The 19,879-nt window shown below is 48.4% G+C and carries 19 protein-coding genes; 12 read left to right on the top strand and 7 right to left on the bottom strand.

Features of this window, described 5'->3' with window-relative positions:
- Window positions 1-357: 357 nt before the first annotated feature.
- The gene (locus tag ACINK7_RS10435) at window positions 358-825 is read left to right on the top strand and encodes an outer membrane protein assembly factor BamE (protein WP_125219489.1); all 468 of its coding nucleotides are present in this window, start codon (window positions 358-360) and stop codon (window positions 823-825) included.
- A 56-nt stretch (window positions 826-881) separates the two neighbouring features.
- On the opposite strand, the gene ACINK7_RS10430 is transcribed toward ACINK7_RS10435, so the two are convergent.
- From ACINK7_RS10430 to ACINK7_RS10420, 3 genes are read right to left on the bottom strand one after another with little or no spacing between them, the layout of a single operon-like run.
- Window positions 882-1,151, bottom strand: coding sequence for an RnfH family protein (locus ACINK7_RS10430; RefSeq protein ID WP_404361435.1), 270 nt, complete (start codon window positions 1,149-1,151; stop codon window positions 882-884).
- A 7-nt stretch (window positions 1,152-1,158) separates the two neighbouring features.
- Window positions 1,159-1,590 carry a type II toxin-antitoxin system RatA family toxin gene (locus tag ACINK7_RS10425; RefSeq protein ID WP_125219487.1) on the bottom strand — a complete coding sequence of 144 codons (432 nt, stop codon included), beginning with the start codon at window positions 1,588-1,590 and terminating at the stop codon, window positions 1,159-1,161.
- A 2-nt stretch (window positions 1,591-1,592) separates the two neighbouring features.
- The gene (locus ACINK7_RS10420; protein ID WP_404361286.1) at window positions 1,593-2,954 is read right to left on the bottom strand and encodes a sodium-dependent transporter; all 1,362 of its coding nucleotides are present in this window, start codon (window positions 2,952-2,954) and stop codon (window positions 1,593-1,595) included.
- Window positions 2,955-3,057: 103 nt separating this feature from the next.
- Here ACINK7_RS10420 and smpB point away from each other — a divergent pair, with 103 nt between their 5' ends.
- The 5 genes from smpB to ACINK7_RS10395 all read left to right on the top strand — a co-directional run bounded on the left by smpB (window position 3,058) and on the right by ACINK7_RS10395 (window position 6,393).
- Entirely contained in the window at window positions 3,058-3,543 is a 486-nt protein-coding gene (smpB, locus tag ACINK7_RS10415) for an SsrA-binding protein SmpB (RefSeq protein ID WP_017839606.1), read from the top strand.
- Window positions 3,544-3,894: 351 nt separating this feature from the next.
- Window positions 3,895-4,248, top strand: coding sequence for a HopJ type III effector protein (locus ACINK7_RS10410; protein ID WP_404361285.1), 354 nt, complete (start codon window positions 3,895-3,897; stop codon window positions 4,246-4,248).
- 41 nt (window positions 4,249-4,289) lie between these two features.
- Window positions 4,290-5,369, top strand: a complete 1,080-nt coding sequence (locus ACINK7_RS10405) for an NAD(P)/FAD-dependent oxidoreductase (RefSeq protein WP_404361284.1) — start codon at window positions 4,290-4,292, stop codon at window positions 5,367-5,369.
- Window positions 5,335-5,907 (top strand): class I SAM-dependent methyltransferase, encoded by a 573-nt coding sequence (locus ACINK7_RS10400; RefSeq protein ID WP_404361283.1) that lies wholly within the window; start codon window positions 5,335-5,337, stop codon window positions 5,905-5,907. The genes ACINK7_RS10405 and ACINK7_RS10400 overlap by 35 nt, the downstream gene beginning before the upstream one ends.
- Window positions 5,908-6,030: 123 nt before the next feature.
- Window positions 6,031-6,393, top strand: coding sequence for an exosortase system-associated protein, TIGR04073 family (locus ACINK7_RS10395; protein WP_404361282.1), 363 nt, complete (start codon window positions 6,031-6,033; stop codon window positions 6,391-6,393).
- A gap of 294 nt (window positions 6,394-6,687) precedes the next feature.
- On the opposite strand, the gene hrpA is transcribed toward ACINK7_RS10395, so the two are convergent.
- Window positions 6,688-10,575: an ATP-dependent RNA helicase HrpA gene (hrpA, locus tag ACINK7_RS10390; RefSeq protein WP_404361281.1), complete on the bottom strand. Its 3,888-nt coding sequence runs from the start codon at window positions 10,573-10,575 to the stop codon at window positions 6,688-6,690.
- Window positions 10,576-10,903: 328 nt separating this feature from the next.
- On the opposite strand from hrpA, the gene ACINK7_RS10385 reads away from it, so the two are divergent.
- Complete coding sequence (locus ACINK7_RS10385; protein WP_404361280.1) at window positions 10,904-11,287, top strand: hypothetical protein; 384 nt, start codon at window positions 10,904-10,906, stop codon at window positions 11,285-11,287.
- A gap of 212 nt (window positions 11,288-11,499) precedes the next feature.
- Entirely contained in the window at window positions 11,500-11,814 is a 315-nt protein-coding gene (locus ACINK7_RS10380) for a pyrimidine/purine nucleoside phosphorylase (RefSeq protein ID WP_404361279.1), read from the top strand.
- A 135-nt stretch (window positions 11,815-11,949) separates the two neighbouring features.
- Here the strand turns inward: ACINK7_RS10380 and ACINK7_RS10375 are convergent, their stop codons facing one another.
- Together ACINK7_RS10375 and ACINK7_RS10370 are read right to left on the bottom strand one after the other, a co-directional pair.
- Window positions 11,950-12,636, bottom strand: a complete 687-nt coding sequence (locus tag ACINK7_RS10375; RefSeq protein ID WP_404361278.1) for a metallophosphoesterase — start codon at window positions 12,634-12,636, stop codon at window positions 11,950-11,952.
- A gap of 144 nt (window positions 12,637-12,780) precedes the next feature.
- Window positions 12,781-13,902, bottom strand: a complete 1,122-nt coding sequence (locus ACINK7_RS10370) for an aminotransferase class V-fold PLP-dependent enzyme (RefSeq protein WP_404361277.1) — start codon at window positions 13,900-13,902, stop codon at window positions 12,781-12,783.
- A 476-nt stretch (window positions 13,903-14,378) separates the two neighbouring features.
- On the opposite strand from ACINK7_RS10370, the gene ACINK7_RS10365 reads away from it, so the two are divergent.
- Window positions 14,379-14,786, top strand: coding sequence for a ketosteroid isomerase-related protein (locus tag ACINK7_RS10365; protein WP_404361276.1), 408 nt, complete (start codon window positions 14,379-14,381; stop codon window positions 14,784-14,786).
- A gap of 72 nt (window positions 14,787-14,858) precedes the next feature.
- Here the strand turns inward: ACINK7_RS10365 and ACINK7_RS10360 are convergent, their stop codons facing one another.
- Window positions 14,859-15,299, bottom strand: a complete 441-nt coding sequence (locus ACINK7_RS10360) for a VOC family protein (protein ID WP_404361275.1) — start codon at window positions 15,297-15,299, stop codon at window positions 14,859-14,861.
- Window positions 15,300-15,492: 193 nt separating this feature from the next.
- On the opposite strand from ACINK7_RS10360, the gene hypB reads away from it, so the two are divergent.
- From hypB to hypF, 3 genes are read left to right on the top strand one after another with little or no spacing between them, the layout of a single operon-like run.
- Window positions 15,493-16,350, top strand: a complete 858-nt coding sequence (hypB, locus tag ACINK7_RS10355) for a hydrogenase nickel incorporation protein HypB (protein WP_404361274.1) — start codon at window positions 15,493-15,495, stop codon at window positions 16,348-16,350.
- A 9-nt stretch (window positions 16,351-16,359) separates the two neighbouring features.
- Entirely contained in the window at window positions 16,360-17,484 is a 1,125-nt protein-coding gene (gene hypD / locus ACINK7_RS10350; RefSeq protein ID WP_404361273.1) for a hydrogenase formation protein HypD, read from the top strand.
- A 20-nt stretch (window positions 17,485-17,504) separates the two neighbouring features.
- A complete protein-coding gene (gene hypF, locus ACINK7_RS10345; protein ID WP_404361272.1) occupies window positions 17,505-19,778 on the top strand; it encodes a carbamoyltransferase HypF in 2,274 nt (757 codons plus the stop codon).
- Window positions 19,779-19,879: the final 101 nt, after the last annotated feature.

Genomic DNA, 19,879 nt, shown 5'->3' with positions numbered 1-19,879 from the left:
CGGGGTGCCCGTCAAAAGACGCTGTAAATACGTCCATGTAGGCTCTGTGACAGCATCCATGCCATCTCCTCACCTAGCGTTAGGTGAGGGGCCTAACACCCCGGCACCTCCACAGGCTAATGCCGAAATTTGAAGTGCGAAAGGTATAAAAAGCAGCGAACTAAAATCAAAAAGCTATTGTAGCCTTTTTTATTAGTAATGAGCATACAGTTTAACAGTGTAGAACTGCATTCTAGGATAATTATTGCAATTGATGTAAGATTGCCGTTTTGCTTATCCCTTAGACGCTAAATGAAAAAGCCGCTTGTCTTTTCATGCTTCCTAGCAAGCTTTATACTCGCCTCATGTACAACCATCATGGAAAACTTGCCGGGTGTCTATACTTTGGATATTCAACAAGGCAATATGATCGACCAGGAAATCATCGATCAGTTGCGTCCCGGCATGAATAAACGCCAGGTTTTATACATCATGGGTTCGCCCATGTTGCTCGACCCTTTTCAACAGCAACGTTGGGATTATATTTTTTCTGAACAATTGGAAGGCGGACCAAGACTGCAAAAAAAAGTGACGCTGCTCTTTGATGAGGATCAATTGATAGGCGTACAAGGCGATTTCAGACCCAGCTCAAAACCCACAGAACGAGTTTCGCACGAGACAACACTTGTGTTACCCAAGCGCAAATTAGAAAAAACAGTTTGGGAAAAAATAACCGGTGTGTTTGGTAGCGATGAAACATCAAGTAGCACGATTGAGTTCAAAAAACCGGCGGACGACAACACAATCGATAATGATCCGCTCACTTCATCTTCCAGGGTCAATTAGATCAAGAATTCCCTCAGAGAGTTGAACTTTCTGAAGGAATTTTACAAGCCAATCACTTATTCTTTTGCAGCCTTGCTTCTTCTTGACTCCTTAGGGTCGTGCAGTAATGGTCGGTAAATTTCTACTCTGTCAAACTCCTTTAACACCCGATCCAGTTTGCAGGCGCTACTAAAAATACCAACTTTGGCTTGAGACAAATTGATTTCAGGAAAGCGCGTTATAACCCCGGATTTTATAATAGCTTCCTCGACTGTTGCACCCTCCGGTACTGTAGTATTTAAAATAACCTGGTTTTCCGGTTTAGCATAAGCGACTTCTACTCTAATGAATTTTTCAGCCATATATTTCCTTTGCACGCTCGGTAAACGAGGCCACCATAGTATTGCATATTTGATTAAAGACAGCCCCGAAAGCCAGACTCGCCAATTTTCCGGACATTTCGAATTCAAGATCCAATGAAATTTTACTCGCATCCTCACGCAGAGGCATAAAGTCCCATTTGCCTTCCAGGTGCGTGAATGGCCCGTTCAGTAGTTCAATCGTAATCCGACCGCCATGGTCCAGTTGGTTACGGGTTGCAAACGATTTTTTAAACCCTCCCTTAGCAATCATTAATTCGGCTTCGACAACATCGTCCTTGCGAGACAAAATTCGGCTGCCTGAGCACCAGGGTAAAAACTCCGGATACGCTTCGATATTATCGACCAGATCGAACATCTTTTGCGCGGAGTATTTAACCAACGCGCTTTTTTGTACCAACACCATTTTTAAAGCACTCCGACCACGTTCAAAAACACCAGAAAAACTGCTGCGGGAGAGACGTATCGAACCAGAAACCACCAGACTTGATAATATATTGGTTTGGAACTGCGCAATTCATGCTCGCTATCTTCGGGTCTCATGATCCAACCGGCAAAAACGGCCACACAGAAACCGCCGATGGGTAACAATAAATTAGCCGTCAAATAATCCAATAAATCGAAAATGGATCGGTCGAAAATTTTAAAATCCGACCAAACATTGAAAGAAAATACCGTGCCTAATCCTACCACCCACGTAGCAAGCCCGGCCCAGACACATGCTTTCTTGCGATCGACTTCTTTGTTTTCGACCAGCCATGCAACAGCCGGTTCGATTAGTGAAATTGACGAAGAAAGCGCCGCAAAAACCAGCAGAACGAAAAACAAAATGCCAAACAGCCAGCCGCCGGTCATATTGCCGAATGCAATCGGTAGCGTTTGAAAAATCAACCCGGGTCCGGCAGCGACTTCCAGGTTATTTGCAAAAACAATTGGAAAAATCGCGATACCGGCCAGCAAAGCAACAGCGGTATCGGCTCCGGCGATCAAGATACTGGTCCGTGTAATCGAAATGCTATTCGGTAAATAAGAACCGTACACCATGATCGCGCCTATGCCTAGGCTCAATGTAAAAAACGCATGCCCCATTGCGGTTAAAACGGCTTGACCGGTAATTTTGCTAAAATCCGGATTGAACAAAAAGTTAATGCCTTGTTGGTAAGACCCGGTCGTCATCGCATATGCAACCAGCAACATTAAAATCACAAACAAACCGGGCATCAAAAATCTGACTGCTTTCTCCAAGCCGCCGGCTACCCCTCTCGATACCACTAGCATAGTCACCAGCATAAAAATACTATGCCAAAAAATCTGTTGCAGCGGACTGCTCATTAGATCGCTAAAAGTATTCTTGATTGCTGTGCCGTCCGCGTCTGAAAAGCTACCTAAAAAAGCTTTGAAAACATAGGCGATACCCCAACCGGCTACTACGCTGTAATAAGACAAAATCAAAAATCCGGAAATAACGCCCAACCAACCCACATAATGCCATTTAGGATCGGCATTCGCCTCATCGGCTAAATCCGACATCGTATTAATGGGGCTTTGCCGTCCGCGGCGACCTATGAGCGTTTCCGCCATCATAATCGGAAGGCCGATCAACAGAATACAAAGCAGATAAACGATAACAAAAGCTCCGCCACCGTTTTCTCCCGCAATATAAGGAAATTTCCAGATATTGCCTAAACCGACCGCCGAACCGGTCGCCGCTAAAATGAATGCTAAGCGCGACGACCATTCACCATGAATTGATTTCTTTGTTTGCGTCATTTCCGTGCCTGTTCTTTGCTATAAAGCTGAATAATTATTAATAAATCGAGTAAAATACCAAAATTATTAGATCCCGTCAGTTTATAAATCCACTTAACACGCCATGGCCGATAAAAAATCGAAGAAAAAAAACAAGTCGCAAAACAATACCATCGCTACAAATCGCCAGGCTACGCACGAATATTTTATTGAAGAACGCTTCGAAGCGGGTTTAGTTTTAGAGGGTTGGGAAGTCAAAAGCCTGAGAGAGGGCCGTGCGCAACTAAAGGAAAGTTATGTGCAAATCAAGCGAGGCGAAGCGTGGTTGTATGGTGCGCATATCTCGCCGCTATTATCCGCTTCCACACACGTCAATCCGGATTCCATACGCGGTAGAAAGCTTCTGCTGCATCGTCAAGAACTGAACAAATTGATAGGTAGCGTCGAGCGCAAAGGGTATACGTTGATTCCCTTATCGATGTATTGGAAAAACGGTCGAGCCAAAATTGAAATCGGCTTGGCCAAAGGCAAAAAATTACATGACAAGCGGACAGCGTCGAAGGATCGAGATTGGCAACGTGAAAAAGAACGCTTGATGAAACACGCTTAAAAAATAGTTAGCGGTTAACTGTCAGCAGTGAGCGGACGGAAGTACTTCGGCCTGTCGCTCGTTCCCAAGCTCTTTGCTTGGGAATACAGTACGAGAAGCTCCCCCCCTTCGACAAGGGGGGGCTCAGGGCAAGCCTTCGACAAAAGCTCAAGGCATGAGCTTCTCGAAACCGGTAAGCAAGAGCTTACGTGACGGGTCGCTCAAACAAGAGTTTGGGAAACAGCTTTTCTCTCAGTTTTTACAAATAAGGTTGGAATGGCACCATAGCGCTATAAAATTTATTATTTTTTAATATTCAAAAACTTATATCCAGAAAATATTAATACTGGGTTAACATAACAATCGATAACAATGACTTTGATTGAATTTCTCGACAAATTAAAATCCAATAAACCGGTCGGTTTCGATGAAACGATGGCCGTGATTGCCGAACACTACGAATATCAAGCAGCCGAATTTAGCAACGGCCTTGATGATAATGAATTGATCAATAAAGCCGGTACAAACGAAGGGTCCTGCAAAATTTTCGCATTCGCAAAAATGAACGGACTCGACGCGCAGCAAACCCTCAATCTATTCGGCGATTATTACCGCTTGGACGTGTTGAACGACCCGAACGGAACCGGTCATCAAAATATTCGTAATTTCATGCGCTACGGCTGGCAAGGCATACAATTCAAGAGTATGCCGCTCACGCTCAAATAGCCCTTTCGGTGCGATGCCTACGTCGCGGCTAAAAATACAAAATGGATATCGATTTTCTGATCGTAGGACAAGGACTAGCCGGGAGCCTGCTTGCCTTTGAATTGATACAACGCGACGCACGGGTTATTGTCGTCGACGACTGCCGCGAAAATGCTTCGCAAGTTGCGGCCGGCCTTATTAATCCAGTTACCGGCATACGCCTTACCAAATCCGATCGGGTTGACGATTGTTTGCCGGAAGCGAAAGCGCTCTACAGCCGCCTGTCGAAAATTTTCGACTGGACTTTCTTCGTAGAAAAAACGATGTTTCGCCTGCTGCGCAACGAGGCCGAAGTCGCGCAATGTCAAAAACGCTTGAACTCCCCGGAATATGACGCCTACCTATCGAAAATACATCCACGAGAGTCATTCGCTTATCCGTTTCAAGACTGCCGTCGGTTATTGGAGCAAAAACAAACCGGCTATCTAAATACCCGTCCGCTGCTCGATGCTTTGCGGGGCTTCTTTATCGGCCTCGACAGCTATCGAAAAGTCACGTTCGATTTTCGCGGCACACAAGTGGTTGAGTCTTTCTACCGGCTGGGACTCAAGCCGAAACAAATCGTTTTTTGCGAAGGATACCGTTTAACCTATAACCCGTGGTTTTCCTGGCTACCATTGCAAGCGGTCAAAGGCGAGATACTGACCATCGAAAGCGACTTTGCCTTACCGGAACAGATCATCAATTTCGGAAACTGGCTGATTCCCATAGGGAAAAATCGTTGCCGGACCGGTGCGACATTCGACAGGTATTGCACTGATACAGCCATTACAGAGCAGGCCAAGCATCAATTAATTCAATCGCTTGCCAAGATAGATTCACGTTTCGAGTCCAAAACACGCGTCGTCGATCAACAAGCCAACATCCGCCCCTGCACGCCGGACCGAATGCCTTTTCTAGGCAGGCATCCCGCAAATCCCAAACTTTGGGTATTCAATGGTTTCGGCGCCAAGGGCAGCCTGCAAATTCCGTGGTACAGCCGTCATTTGGCCGATGCCTTGCTGAACGGCTCAGGCTTGGATAAACACTGCAACATTCGGCGATATTATGAAACGCATTTCCTTGGTTCACGAAGCACATAAAGCTGTACAGACTCTATTGCAAGCCGGCGATTACGCGATCGATGCCACGGTCGGCAACGGGCACGATACACTGTTTCTGGCTCGGCATGTCGGCCCCGACGGCATCGTGTTCGGGTTCGATATTCAGCAAAGCGCGATCGATCAAACGCGGCGCAGACTCGAACAGGGAAAAGTCGACACTCGGGTTGATCTGTTCAGGGTGAGTCATGCGGAAATGACAAATATGATTCCCGCACAATTTCACGGTCGCATCAAAGCGGTCATGTTCAATCTGGGATATCTTCCAGGCGGCGACAAATTGCTGATCACTCGAACCGATACGACGATTGCCGCACTGAATCAGGCTCTTCGAATACTTGCACCGGATGGTCTATTGACGATACTTGCCTATCCGGGCCATCCCGGCGGCGATCAAGAAGCCGATGAAGTCGACAAATGGTGCGCCGATTTGGAGGGTTCTCGCTACGATAGGTCATGCATCAACAGTCAGGAAAATCAAAATAATACGCCTCGTCTATACCTCGTTAAACCAGTCTGAAATCCTAGAACACGAGTTAAGCGTCACTTAAGTTTTATATGCATAGCCTTTGACCGGTCATATCGATTCCTCTATAATTTAATAGCGATACGATACTATTTATTACTACAACGGAGAGAATCAATGTATAAATTCAAACCCATCGCAATGGCTTTAGTGTTGACATTCGGTGCTTATGCTCCAAGCAGTCATGCGGAGGAAAGCTATTTTTCACAAGTTGGCGATAAGTTTTTAACCGGGTTTGCAAACATTTTTACCGGTATCGGCGAAGTACCTAAAAATATCGTCGATGCCAGTAAAAAAACCAATCCGGTCGTCGGTTCAACCGGAGGTTTGATCAACGGTACATTGCATACATTGGGAAGAACCGCATCCGGAGTCTTTGACGTGATAACCAGTCCGATTCCGACCAAAAGCATGGTAGAACCCAAATATGTTTGGTCGGAATTCGATCAAACCACAACTTACGGCGGTACTTTCAAGTAATCTCCAGCCCCACTCCCCGAAATTTTTCGGGGAGGTTTTCTGTCCTTTCCGACCTCAATTTTTCCTTAAAAAGTTACCCACAAAAGCTGTGGATAACTCTGTGGATTGATTGTTTTTTTAATCGCTAAAGTACCGGATTTATTAGGCTTCAGTTAAATTGTCCAAAATCGATACAGGCAGCTTATTAAACCAAAAATCAAAGACTTACATTGAAACTTGATGTTTCAATGGCTTATGGAAACAAGCTGGATAAGTCGTTGATTTATGTTGTGCATAACTCGTAGCGACTCCGAACTATTGCCGCTGATCCCAGGCTTTTTCGATGCGCTTTTCCGAAATAGGATATGGCGTTTTTAATTGCTGCGCGAACACCGACACGCGAAATTCTTCGAGCATCCAGCGGAACGCTTCTTGTTCCGGCAGCACGACGGTTTTCTTAGCCCGGTTCGCGACATCTTTCCAGTAGCGCGTGCAATAACGCTGCACTAGCGGGATTTTGGGTGCATCGCTGACGATTTTATCGAGACGGTAATCGATCGCCTTCAAATAGCGCGGTATTTGCTTGAGTTGCGTCAGCGGCGTATTGCGAATAAATCCCGAATAAATCATCAGGTTCAACTGTTCGTTAATATCGATGACCGAGGCGTTGTCTTGCTGCAAACGAGATAGCCGGTTTTTGATCGCAACAATAATCTCGACGATGTCCAGCGCGATTCTGCCCGCTTCGTTCGAAAACGAAACCAGTTCGCCTTTGTGCTCTCGAATGCTCTGTTCGAAAGCCGACTGCGACCTGATCGAACGGTCACCGACAAACAATTCCGAAAACACCGTATAGAGCAAGTCTTCCTTGTATGAAACACCTTGATAATCCTTCAACAACGGATGTTTTAGCAATTGATTGATAAAGAGCTCCGCAGCCGGCTTATGTGGCATATTTTTTGTCAGATAGGTCTTTTCCTTCTTTAACTGCAATTGGAACAACCGGGTCAATCCGGCTCTGTGCAATCGGTCGGCTTTTTCACGCGTATCGAAAATCTTGACGCCGACCGAATCGCCTTCGTCGACGATCGCAGGGAAGCCGATGAACGACTGACCTTCGTGTATGAATTCATAGGTTTCCGGCAAATCATCGAAGGCCCATTGAATGCAGCCTGTGAAATTCAATTCATCGGCGGCCTTCTTGTCGAAACTGTCGCCGGCCTCGACCGCATATTTGTCCTGCAGTTTTTTTAGATCACGGCCGTAGTCGAGCAACTTGCCGTGCTCGTCGACGATGCGGAAATTCATCGTCAAGTGCTCTTGCAGGGTTTCCGGATGCCACTCGGTCAACGGAATCGCCTCTCCGGTCAATTTGCGCAGGCGCATACCGAGCCATTCATATAATGAACCTTTAAAATCAGGCTCGATTTCGAGACACTGCTTGGCCGTTTGCGGCACCGGCACGAAATGCTTGCGTAGCTGTTTCGGCAACGACTTGATTAACGCGATTATTTTTTCCTCGATCATGCCCGGCACCAACCAATCGAAAGGTTGCGCGTTCACTTGATTGAGTTGATGTACCGGAATGACTGCCGTCACTCCGTCTTCGTCGTGACCCGGTTCGAAGCGATATTGCAAAGCGAAGGTTAGGCGCCCGACTTTCTTGCTGTCCGGAAAATCCCATTCGTTGATGAAATTATCCTGTTCCCGCGTCAAATCCTCCTTGGTTAGGAACAAAAATTTCGGATTGTCGCGCTCGACGCTTTTACGCCACTGATCGAACGTAATACCGTTGACGACCGATTCGGGAATTTTTTTATCATAAAATTGATACAGCCATTCCTCGTCCTCGATCAAATCGACGCGCCGGCCCTTGTGCTGAATGTAGCCGACTTCTTCGAGTAATTGCTGATTGGCCTTGAAGAACGGCGCATTGGTTTGATAATCCTGATTGACAAGACCGAAACGAATGAAATAATCGCGCGCCGCCTTCGGATCGACGTGTTCGTATGGAATCTTGCGCTTCGCCTGCAAAGTCAAACCGTACAGTAGCGTGCGTTCGTAGATGCCGCTACGACCGGCTTTTTTCTCCCAATGCGGATCATAATAATTACGCTTGACCAGATGTCCGGAACAGGCCTCGATCCATTCCGGTTCTATGCGTGCGACCGTGCGTGCATAAACCTTGCTGGTTTCGACCTGCTCGGCGGCCATGATCCATTTCGGACGCGCCTTGTGCAGTCCCGAACCCGGAAAGATGAAAAACTTGAGTCCGCGCGCGCCGAGATATTCGTATTGTTCGTGCCGGAAGCCGATATTCGACAACAGGCCCGGTAGCAATGCACGGTGAATTTCGCCGTAACCGGCCTCAATCATGTTCGGCTTCAGCTTCAACTCGCCTTTGATCACCTGCATGATCTGCGCATGAATGTCGAACCATTCCTTCATGCGGACATAGGATATAAACTGATCCTTGCAATATTTGCGAAGCTTGTTGTTCGACAGATGCTTTTTCTGCTCCTCGAAATGATTCCATAGATTCAGCAAGGTCAGAAAGTCTGATTCTTCATGACGGAAAACGGCATGTTTCGCATCGGCTTGCTGCATCTTGTCGGCCGGTTTTTCACGGGGATCTTGGATACTCAAGGCCGCGACAATAATCGATACTTCATGGAGGCATTGATACTCGGCAGCTGCCAACAGCATCCTGGCCAATTTAGGATCGGTCGGCAACTTGGCCAGTTGCTTACCGGTTTCGGTCAAATTACCCTGTTTATCGAGCGCATTGACTTCATGCAGCATCGTTTTGCCGTCGCGGATCATTTTGTCCTCGGGCGGCTCGATGAACGGAAAATCCTCGATATCGCCGAGGTTCAGCGCAATCATCTGCAGAATCACCGACGACAGATTGGTGCGCAGAATTTCCGGTTCGGTAAACACCGGGCGTGCTTGAAAATCTTCTTCCGAATACAGGCGAATACAGATACCTTCGGCGACGCGGCCGCAGCGCCCTGCTCTTTGATTCGCGCTGGCCTGAGAGATGCGCTCGATCGGCAGGCGTTGAATCTTGCTGCGATGACTATAACGGCTAATACGCGCGTGCCCGGTATCGATCACGCAACGAATGCCCGGCACCGTCAACGATGTTTCGGCTACATTGGTCGCGAGCACGATGCGCTGTCCGCCTTTCGGCTTGAACACCCGCTCCTGTTCGGCGACGCTCAATTTCGAATACAGCGGCAGAATTTCGTATCCGGTCGGATGATGCTTGCGCAGCGATTCGGTCGTTTCGCGTATTTCCCGCTCGCCGCTCAAAAATATCAAAATATCACCGCGCATGTCGCGCGACAGTTCGTCGACGGCATCGAGAATCGCTTGTTGCAGATCGGCCGTCGTTTCGTCATCTTCCTCGATCTGGTCTATTGGCCTGTAGCGAATTTCAACCGGATAGGTGCGGCCCGATACCTCAATGATCGGCGCATCGGCGAAATGTTTCGAAAAACGCTCCGGGTCGATCGTCGCCGACGTGACGATCAATTTCAGATCGGGACGCTTCGGCAGCAGCCATTTCATGTAGCCGAGTAGAAAATCGATATTCAGGCTGCGCTCGTGTGCCTCGTCAATGATGATCGTATCGTACCGATTCAGATACGGATCGTTTTGCGTTTCGGCCAGCAAAATACCGTCGGTCATCAATTTGACCAGCGATTCCTTGCGCGTTTGATCGTGAAAGCGAACTTTATAACCGACCGATTTGCCGACCGGCTCGCCCAACTCCTCGGCAATGCGGTCCGCAACCGTGCGCGCGGCGATGCGGCGCGGTTGCGTGTGACCGATAAAGCCGGCAGAACCTCGGCCGATAGCCAAACAGATTTTCGGCAACTGCGTGGTCTTGCCGGAACCGGTCTCGCCGCAGACGATAACGACCTGATTGTCCAGAATCAACTGCGCGATTTCGTCTTTTTTGCCGCTGACCGGCAAATCGGGAAATGAGATGGCGGGAATCGACGCGCGCCGTTTCGAAAACAATGCTGCCGATTGTTCGATGCGGCCGCTCAAGTCAGTGAGTTTGTCGGACGGGACCTTGCCATTTTTGGCGTCTTGGCGCAAACGGTCGAGTTGGCGTTTAAGGCGATGGCGGTCTTGATTCAGACATTCCGGTAATCGATGGGCAAGTTGTTTGAATTGTGCGTGTATGGACATTCGCTTTAGGCGATAAAAATTAACATTATAACGTTAAACTTGATCATTTAGAGATTTGGCCAAGTTTACTTTGATTAATTTATGGATCAAAGCATGATTTTGGCATCCATTGTAAGAATTACTAAGTAAATATTTCTGAGTATGTTACTATGGATTTTGTAAGGTCATAGCATGAGGCTTGCTCATGGCAAGGCCCTACATTGGCTAAAGTTAGACAAGACGCTCTATATGCGCATCAGGTTTGCGGAACACGCGTCTTACCCGCGTTCGTAATCCCGAGGTTTTAGCAATAGCCAAAATTATTAACTCACAAAAGGTAAACTAGAACATGAAATTTTTAAAACAGATCGTCATCGCTCTCGCCGTCACTTTTTCCATAGGAAGCTTTACTCAAGTCATGGCCGCAGGAAAGATTGAAAACGCAACACCGGAAGAAGTCGCCGCATCTATTGCAGGTGCCGCGCAAAAGTCAGAGGATGCTTTGGCTGCACTGAAAAACGGCGAAGCTGACGAAACTGTATTGGATCTGATTAAAGGAGCGCGTCAAGACTCTAAACGCATTGAAGTCGGCAGATTGGATGTCAAAAGAACCCGATCTGCGGCTCATTTGAAAAAAGCGCGTAGAGCCATCAGAAAAGGCGACAAGGCTCAAGCCGAGGCTTCTTTAATCGAAGCAATTAAAGGCTACCAAGAAGTTAAAGCCGAATATTAATTTAAGTTAAACCGGCGCTTGGGCGACTGCAGGTTGCCCAAGATTGACCAAAACCGCAAGATTCTAATATGGTTCTTGCAGCCAAACCCCATCTCGCGTAAATCTCTCCTGAGCTCCCGCTCTCCGCAAGCAAACCTACTTTTTAATTTCGAGCAGCCCAAAAAGTCTGCTAAAATTGCATCCTTTTTTACTGTGCATAATAAAGGATCGCCATGTCGGAATTCCATAATGTTTCTGTCGTCAAAAAGGCTAACGTCTATCATAACGGTAATGTTACGAGTCGTACTATTAAATTTGCCGACGGTAGCATCAAAACTTTAGGCTTTATGTTGCCGGGAGAATACACTTTCAACACCGCCGATAAAGAATTGATGGAAATAATCGACGGAGAACTGGAGGTATTATTGCCAGGCTCCGAACAATGGCAAAAAATTAAGGGGGGCGACTCGTTCGACATTCCTGCGAATGCGCAATTTCAAATTAACATCAAAAGCCCTACCGATTATTGCTGCTCTTATTTTAAATAACGCGGATAAATAACAATAACTCTTCCCAATAATTACTTATCATCAATTTCGGCATTTTTGTAATGATTTCTGCATCGCGTTTTCGGCAAATATTTGCTCAATCACTATCAAAATAGTTCTCATGACATTCATTGCTTAGTCGATCTTTACGGGATAGACGTTACCGGAAAGATCGACAACACTCCGGTCGGCAACCCCGAAGACTTCAATATCATAAGGTAGCTTTGCGTAATAACTGTCATGCTGATGCCCATGAAAAATTTTTTTAACCCCCATGGCCTTGGCAATATCATCGATTGCACTAAAACCGTATTCATGGCAACCTGGCGCTTCATGCGTCACCAAGATATCGGCTTTAAGGCGTTTCAATGATTCCACTTCGTCATGCCAAATCGCTGATTTTAATTTAAGCGATAATCCATTTTTTTTAATATGCCCGGACTGGCTAGCGAGATAATGCGCTTTGTTTTTCCATCGGGGCTTTTGTGGCGGATACCAGATGCGTCCAAGGAATATTCCGCCTAAACCGGCTATTCGAAGTCCTGCGATTTCATGGACTTTCAAATGAAGGCCGTATTCGGCCAATTCGGAGTTGAAAAGATAATGATAACGGCGTGGAAAGTCGAAATCGTGGTTGCCTGGAATCCACCAAATTCGTGTCAAAGCGATTATCTTTTGTAGATAGTGCTCCAAAGGCCGTTCAAGGTCGCAATCGCCTAATAAAACTACTGCATCAGGTCTGTTTGCAATCGCCGAATCAATCAAGGATTTAAAATCTCCATGGGGATCTCCGGCAAATAAAATCCTATTATTCCGGCTCATAGAATATCGATAGACATTTTGAAGAAACCTCTTGGTATAGAAAAGTAGCCGATTTTGACGTGCGGAGGTATTTCAAGCAAGTGAAATTCCTAAACACCCTTTGCCGATCAAATTGAAGCGTAATAGGTCTAAATAAAAGTCCCCTTACAATCCAGATAAGCTATCCAATACACGCTCGATGTCTTTCACCGAATGATAAAAGTGCGGTGAAAAGCGGACTCCTTGGCCTCTCAATGCGCAAACGATACCGCAGGCTTGCAATTGCTCGAACAACAGTTTATTCGACAGTGTTTTATGTCTAAATACAACAATGCCGGATTTTAATTTACGAGTTCGGTGGCTAATCAATTCCAAGTGTTCATTTTGCATAATGCCTTCGGCAAGCCGATCGGCATTGCCGATAACCGCTGCTTCAACATGATCCATACCGGTTTCCAGTAGTAATGACAAACTGGCCGATAAGGCATGAATTCCCAGCATGTTAGGACTACCGCACTCAAAACGCTTCGCGCCGGGATGTATTTCCCAGGGCTTGTTTTCATAGTTGTGGATGTGTTTAACCATGTGCCAGCCGAACTGAGTTAATTGCAATTGCGCTCGGGCGGTCGGATGTGTATAAAAAACCCCCAAGCCTTCGGGACCGCACATCCATTTATGACCGTCGGCCATCACAAAATCGGCTTGATAAGCTTGCACATCGAATTCAACAGCGCCTAAACTTTGAATCGCATCGATACAAAAAAGGATGCCGTTGGCTTTACAAAACCGACCTATTTTCTCCAAATCCAGACGCAAACCGGAAGCAAATTCTATCGAACTCACGGTCAATAAGCGTGTATTGTTATCGACTAATGCAAATAGTGCCTCTTCCGGAGCGGAAGTGCCATTCAAGTCTGCCTGGCGAAATTCAACGCCACGTCCTATCAAGGATTGCCAGGGTATTCGATTGGAAGGAAATTCCTCGTTTGTCGAGACGATATTGTCGCCGTCGTTCCAATCCAAGCCGTAAGCGACAAACGAAAGCGCTTCCGACGTATTTTTAACCAACGCGATATCGTCAGACGAAGGCGCATTCAACAAAGCTTGAAATTGACCGCGAAGCTCGTTTTCTTTTTTGAGCCAATCGAGATAATAGTAAGCGCCGAACTGCGTATTTTGTTCGGCAAATTCTTTTACGGCATTGCATGCTCGTAATGGCCAGGGAGCAACAGCAGCATGGTTTAAATAAATTAATTCCTCGGCCAATGGAAATTCAGGATGATTCATACGTCAAGTCCGTTCTAGTAATGTCCCGGGGAAGACTAAACAAGGGACCGCTGTAATGCAAGCATCTGCGTCAATTAGACGCGCCTGTTACAAACGATGTTCGACCCGATCGAAACTGAATGCCATCAGCAATTCCCAGTTTGAGAAATTTCTCCGTGTTCAGGGTGCGGGGTATCCCTGTCGAGGAAGGCCGTGAACCCAGTCATGGGGGCCTGACGACGGCTCGAACGCCAGGGATGGCGTGAATGCAGATTTTGCATTACGCCATGGATGGCGTGTATTAGGGCAATGCAGGAGCAATTGCCGAGGAGCAAAAATCTGCCCTGCCGCCGACATCCTCGCCAAGCATACCCCGCACCCTGTTGGATCCCCAAATTGGGAATTGCTGGAATGCCATGCATTCTATGGCGTAAAATCCAATACAACTATAGAATAGCCGGTTTTTTAAATTTACCTTTCAATCCCTAGAGGGCATTATGAATCAAGATACCATTAACCTAGTACAACAATACTACGCTGCTTTCAATGCCGGCGACATGGATACCTTTTTAAACTTGCTGACCGATGACGTCATTCACGATATTAATCAAGGCGAGCGCCAAATCGGCAAAGAAGCCTTTACGCAGTTCATGGCTTGCATGAACAATAATTACAAGGAAGAATTAGTCGACATGGTCATCATGGCTACCCCGGACGGCAAACGCGCCGCCGCGGAGTTCGTTGTCTTGGGCGAATACTTACAAACGGACGAAGGCTTGCCGGAAGCTGCCGGACAAACTTACAGACTGCCTGCGGGCGCCTTCTTCGAAATCCGCGATAACAAAGTCGCTCGCATTTCCAATTATTACAACTTGGAAGACTGGATTGCCCAAGTTAACAGCTAATTCGGCTTTCATTCGATTCCCGTGCTCGACGCGGGAATCGAATGCCTAAATTTCCAAATCCGGCGGACTTGATCACCACGCTCCGGTGTTTTGCATCGAAGCCCAAGGCTCCTTCGGCTCCAGCGGTTCGCTTTTTTGCAGTAATTCGATCGAAATTTCATCCGGCGAACGAATAAAGGCCATATGGCCATCCCGAGGCGGACGGTTGATCGTAACGCCCGCATCCATCAATTTTCGACATGTTTCATAAATGTCGTCGACCTCGAAAGCCAAATGACCGAAGTTGCGGCCGCCGGTGTACTCCTCAGGGTCCCAATTGTAGGTCAATTCCAGCAAAGGCGCTTCTTGGATCTCGGCTTGCTCCTTATCTTTCGGCGCCGCCAAATAAACCAACGTAAATCGTCCCTGCTCGCTCTCCATCCTTTTGGTTTCAGTCAATCCGAGCTTATTGCAATAAAAATCCAATGCTTCGTCCAATTCGCGAACCCGGACCATCGTGTGTAAATAACGCATGTTGTTGACTCCTTATATTTCAAATAGACGAGTTTATGGGAATTCCACTCTGAGATTCAACCTTCCAACCTTACTCAGGATTGCCGAATTTTGAATACCCTCAAAACTCCGAAGTGCTATTATCGGCTTGTGCCATTCATGGTGCTCATATAACATAGCCATGCACTTTTTAGAAGTTACAGAGGCTATCCCTATGTGCAATACCTGCGGTTGTAATATCACGCCCGGTAATCGTCCGTTCGTTTTAGCGGAAAAACCGGCTAACGGTACCACGACGGTCACGGTGCTGAAAAATTTACTCGCCAAAAACGACAACCAAGCCGAACATAACCGGAGTCATTTCGATGCCCGAAAGGTCTTAGCGATCAACCTGATGTCCTCACCCGGATCGGGCAAAACCGCCTTGCTCGAAGCGACGATCAAGCGACTGAACGGTTCTTTAGGCCTGGCCGTAATCGAAGGCGATCTCGAAACCGAAAACGACGCCGCCAGAATTCGCGCGCATGGCGTACCTGCGCATCAAATCACGACAGGGACTGCGTGTCATCTCGATGCACATCTGATTCACGATGCACTACATCATATCGACTTGTCGTCTATCGATATCTTGTTCATAGAAAATGTCGGCAACCTCGTTTGTCCGGCCAGTTTCGATTTAGGACATCATCTGAACGTCACCCTGCTCTCGACGACCGAAGGCGACGACAAACCGGCCAAGTATCCTGTCATGTTCCGAGCGGCGGATTTGATGCTGATCACTAAGACCGACTTATTGCCGTTTCTCGACGATTTTTCACCGGAAAGGGCCGAACAAGCACTACGTAATTTAGCCAGTAAAGCGCCGGTGTTTAACCTATCTTCTCGGCAGAATAACGATTCCGGGTTGGATGCCTGGATCGATTGGCTGCACGAACAACTCCAAGCGCATCGAAACAAACTGGCACAAGAACAAACGACACGCCCGAATGTCCAGCGAGACGGCCAATTACTGCATACCGATCCGGCGCAAGTCCGCTTTCGTCCGGTTGTTAAAGCCGGCGCACTAGCCTGAGGTCTTTCGATGGCACTCGACGCACGACAATGGCTCGATAAAATCCGCGCACTGCCTTTGACCTCGCCGGTGCGCATCATGAACGTCTGCGGCGGTCATGAGCGTTCGATTTCGATGGCGGGACTCAGAAGCGCCTTGCCCGACATGATCGATCTGATTCCGGGCCCCGGCTGCCCGGTTTGCGTTTGTCCGGAAGAAGATATTTATCAAGCGATACAAATCGGCCTGAACGAACCCGATAGCATAGTCGTGGCGTTCGGCGATATGTTGCGCGTGCCGGTCAATGTTTCGAGCAAGTCGGTACGTTCTCTCGAACAAGCCAAAGCCGCCGGCGCCGACATTCGCCCGATCGCCTCGCCTTCCGAAGCGGTTCAAATCGCGAAATCCGAACCTGGTAAAACCGTCGTGTTTTTCGTCGCCGGTTTCGAAACGACCTGCGCCCCGGTCGCCGGCATGCTCGCAGAAGGCATTCCCGATAACTTGTTGCTACTGATGAGCGGCCGCCTGACTTGGCCGGCGGTTGCGATGCTACTCGACTACGAAACGCCGTCGTTCGATGCGCTGATTGCCCCGGGCCATGTTTCAACCGTGATGGGGCCTGAGGAATGGCAATTCGTCGTGGACCGCCACGGCTTCCCGGCCGCGATTGCCGGTTTCACGCCGGACAGTTTATTGGCGGCGATTTATTCGGTCTTGCGGCAGAAACTCGAAGGTCGAATTTTTTTGGATAATTGCTACGAGCAAGTCGTTAAACCGCATGGCAATCCGACCGCCCGCCGATTGATCGAAAGCACCCTGACGATCGTCGACGCCCCTTGGCGAGGAATCGGCATCATACCGGCATCGGGACTTGAACTTAGCGCCGACTATGCACAGCATAACGCCCGGTTTCGTTTTCCTGTTCATGCCGAAAATGCAAGAAAAAATGCCGGTGCGATGCCGCCGGGCTGCGACTGTGCGAGAGTCGTGCTGGGACGCATCAAGCCGGTTGATTGCAAATTATATGGCGCTTCCTGCACGCCTCGCTCGCCGGTTGGGCCGTGCATGGTTTCCGATGAAGGCGCCTGCCGAATTTGGTGGTCGTCGGGAATCAGGACCCGATCAGCCGAACACGAAAAAACAACCTGCACTTAATTTGCCGAACCCACCTTGTATTGAAATCCACTCAAACCCCTTTTTCCTGCAAAACCGATGCGCGACGCTTGATTGTCACCGGTCAAGTGCAAGGCGTCGGCTTTCGCCCTTTCGTATGCCGTTTGGCCCATGAATTAAACTTAAGCGGTTGGGTATTCAACCGGACCGGTACTGTTGAAATTTTGATACAAGGCGAACCGAACCGGATTGACCGGTTCATGGAACGTCTCATCGATAACGCTCCTCCTCTCGCAAGACCGACACTCACAAGTTGGCAAACCGCCGAACCTGACGACCTGGATACATTTTCGATTCTCGATAGCATTGCCGAGTCGTCATCTGCCATACACATACCACCGGATTATTTTTTATGCGACGACTGTCTTGCCGAATTGAATGACCCGAAACAACGCCGTTACCGTTACCCGTTCATCAATTGCACGCAATGCGGACCCCGTTACACGCTGATCAAAAAACTGCCATATGACCGCGTCAATACCGCGATGGCCGAATTCGAATTGTGTTCCGATTGCCGAAAAGAATACGACAATCGCCTGGATAGGCGATTTCATGCACAACCTTTGGCTTGTCCGGTTTGCGGACCGTCATTGACTTTTCACATCTCCGGCGAAAAAACCATTTCGGATACCGGAAAGGCTTTGACCGCCTGCATTGAAGCCTTACGCGCAGGGGCAATCGTTGCGGTCAAAGGCGTCGGCGGTTATCACTTGATCTGCGATGCAAGCTCGGAATCGGTAGTCCAGCGCTTGCGTGAACGTAAACAACGCGCCCGCAAACCGCTCGCGATTCTCCTGCCTTGGCGCGGCGAAGACGGTTTAACCGCCGTGATGAAATACGCAGAACCTGACCCGGCGGAATTGACTTTACTGCAAGACCCGCTCCGTCCGATCGTCTTGGTCAAAAAACGGAACGGAAGTCCACTGGCCGAATCGATCGCACCCTTCATCACCGAAATCGGCATCATGCTGCCTTATAGTCCGCTGCATCACCTTTTGACTAACGACTTCGACGGTCCTTTGGTTGCGACATCGGCGAACATCAGCGGCGAACCCGTCATGACTAACGGAGAAGAAATCGAGAGGCGGCTAAGCCGGGTAGCCGATGCCTTTTTGCATCATAACCGACCGATACTGAGACCGGCGGACGATGCGGTCTTCAGAAAAATTGCCGGTAGCATGAGACCGATTAGACTGGGCCGCGGCTGTGCACCTTTGGAAATGACACTCCCGTTTACGTTACAAGAGCCGGTGCTTGCAGTGGGCGGACACATGAAAAATGCCATAGCACTAGCTTGGGACAACCGCGCAGTGATATCCCCGCATATCGGCGACCTCGGATCGAGGCGGAGTCAAGAAGTCTTCGAACAAACCATAGACGAGCTCGCAACGCTCTACGGCATAAGCGTCAAAAAAGTCATTCGCGACGCGCACCCCGATTACCGTTCGAGCCGATGGGCCGAACAATCGGGATTTCCGGTAACGCAGGTATTTCATCACCATGCCCATGCCTCGGCGTTAGTCGGCGAATACGGCCTATCCGAAACCATGCTGGTTTTTACCTGGGACGGGACCGGCTTTGGCGAAGACGGCACGATCTGGGGCGGTGAAGCGTTATTGGGCCGGCCAGGCCAATGGCGTCGCGCGGGTTCTTTAAAACCCTTCAGAATACCCGGCGGCGACAAAGCCGGTCGCGAACCGTGGCGAAGCGCAGCGGCTTTATTTTGGGAATGCGGCTGGGAATGGCAAGACTGCCCATTCCCTACCGAACTCTTGAAAAAAGCTTGGCAACACGAGCTTAATGCGCCTTTATGCAGTTCAGCCGGCAGATTGTTCGATGCCGCATCGGCATTGCTGGGACTGGTATCGAAAGCCGATTACGACGGTCAAGCACCGATGGAACTGGAAACCTTGAGCGCCGATAGCGGACCGGGGCCACTGCTACCCTTGGAACAAGACAAAAACGGTATTTGGCGCAGTAATTGGACACCATTATTGGCGATGCTACAGAATGATAAATCATCCAAACAAGAACGAGCCGGTCAATTTCATGCCAGTCTAGCCGAAACGATCCGAGATCAGGCTGTCCGGATCAGAAAAACACACCGAATCGACCGGATCGGTCTTTGCGGAGGCGTGTTTCAAAATAAGCGGTTGACCGAATTGGCGATAGAACATTTGAAACAGGAAGGTTTCGAGGTTTATCTAACTGAACGATTACCCGGAAACGACGCAGGCATCAGCTACGGACAAATCATCGAAGCCTGCTCGGCTTGATCCGTTGTCGACAAACTCTATAATTTTCGTAGCGATAGTCACTGGAATAATGACAATTTTGAGCTGACCCGATGCAGTTTGACTTATTCTGATTTCACGCA

The organism is Methylotuvimicrobium sp. KM1, from assembly GCF_044788715.1.
Taxonomy (GTDB): Bacteria; Pseudomonadota; Gammaproteobacteria; order Methylococcales; family Methylomonadaceae; genus Methylotuvimicrobium.
This window is presented reverse-complemented; position numbering and strand designations above follow the sequence as displayed.

Coding starts and splice junctions, on each gene's coding strand:
- ACINK7_RS10435 (WP_125219489.1), top strand. CDS start 358: ATGGAAAACTTGCCGGGTGTCTATACTTTGGATATTCAACAAGGCAAT.
- ACINK7_RS10425 (WP_125219487.1), bottom strand. CDS start 1,590: ATGGTGTTGGTACAAAAAAGCGCGTTGGTTAAATACTCCGCGCAAAAG.
- ACINK7_RS10420 (WP_404361286.1), bottom strand. CDS start 2,954: ATGACGCAAACAAAGAAATCAATTCATGGTGAATGGTCGTCGCGCTTA.
- smpB (WP_017839606.1), top strand. CDS start 3,058: ATGGCCGATAAAAAATCGAAGAAAAAAAACAAGTCGCAAAACAATACC.
- ACINK7_RS10410 (WP_404361285.1), top strand. CDS start 3,895: ATGACTTTGATTGAATTTCTCGACAAATTAAAATCCAATAAACCGGTC.
- ACINK7_RS10405 (WP_404361284.1), top strand. CDS start 4,290: ATGGATATCGATTTTCTGATCGTAGGACAAGGACTAGCCGGGAGCCTG.
- ACINK7_RS10400 (WP_404361283.1), top strand. CDS start 5,335: ATGAAACGCATTTCCTTGGTTCACGAAGCACATAAAGCTGTACAGACT.
- ACINK7_RS10395 (WP_404361282.1), top strand. CDS start 6,031: ATGTATAAATTCAAACCCATCGCAATGGCTTTAGTGTTGACATTCGGT.
- hrpA (WP_404361281.1), bottom strand. CDS start 10,575: ATGTCCATACACGCACAATTCAAACAACTTGCCCATCGATTACCGGAA.
- ACINK7_RS10385 (WP_404361280.1), top strand. CDS start 10,904: ATGAAATTTTTAAAACAGATCGTCATCGCTCTCGCCGTCACTTTTTCC.
- ACINK7_RS10380 (WP_404361279.1), top strand. CDS start 11,500: ATGTCGGAATTCCATAATGTTTCTGTCGTCAAAAAGGCTAACGTCTAT.
- ACINK7_RS10375 (WP_404361278.1), bottom strand. CDS start 12,636: ATGAGCCGGAATAATAGGATTTTATTTGCCGGAGATCCCCATGGAGAT.
- ACINK7_RS10370 (WP_404361277.1), bottom strand. CDS start 13,902: ATGAATCATCCTGAATTTCCATTGGCCGAGGAATTAATTTATTTAAAC.
- ACINK7_RS10365 (WP_404361276.1), top strand. CDS start 14,379: ATGAATCAAGATACCATTAACCTAGTACAACAATACTACGCTGCTTTC.
- ACINK7_RS10360 (WP_404361275.1), bottom strand. CDS start 15,299: ATGCGTTATTTACACACGATGGTCCGGGTTCGCGAATTGGACGAAGCA.
- hypB (WP_404361274.1), top strand. CDS start 15,493: ATGTGCAATACCTGCGGTTGTAATATCACGCCCGGTAATCGTCCGTTC.
- hypD (WP_404361273.1), top strand. CDS start 16,360: ATGGCACTCGACGCACGACAATGGCTCGATAAAATCCGCGCACTGCCT.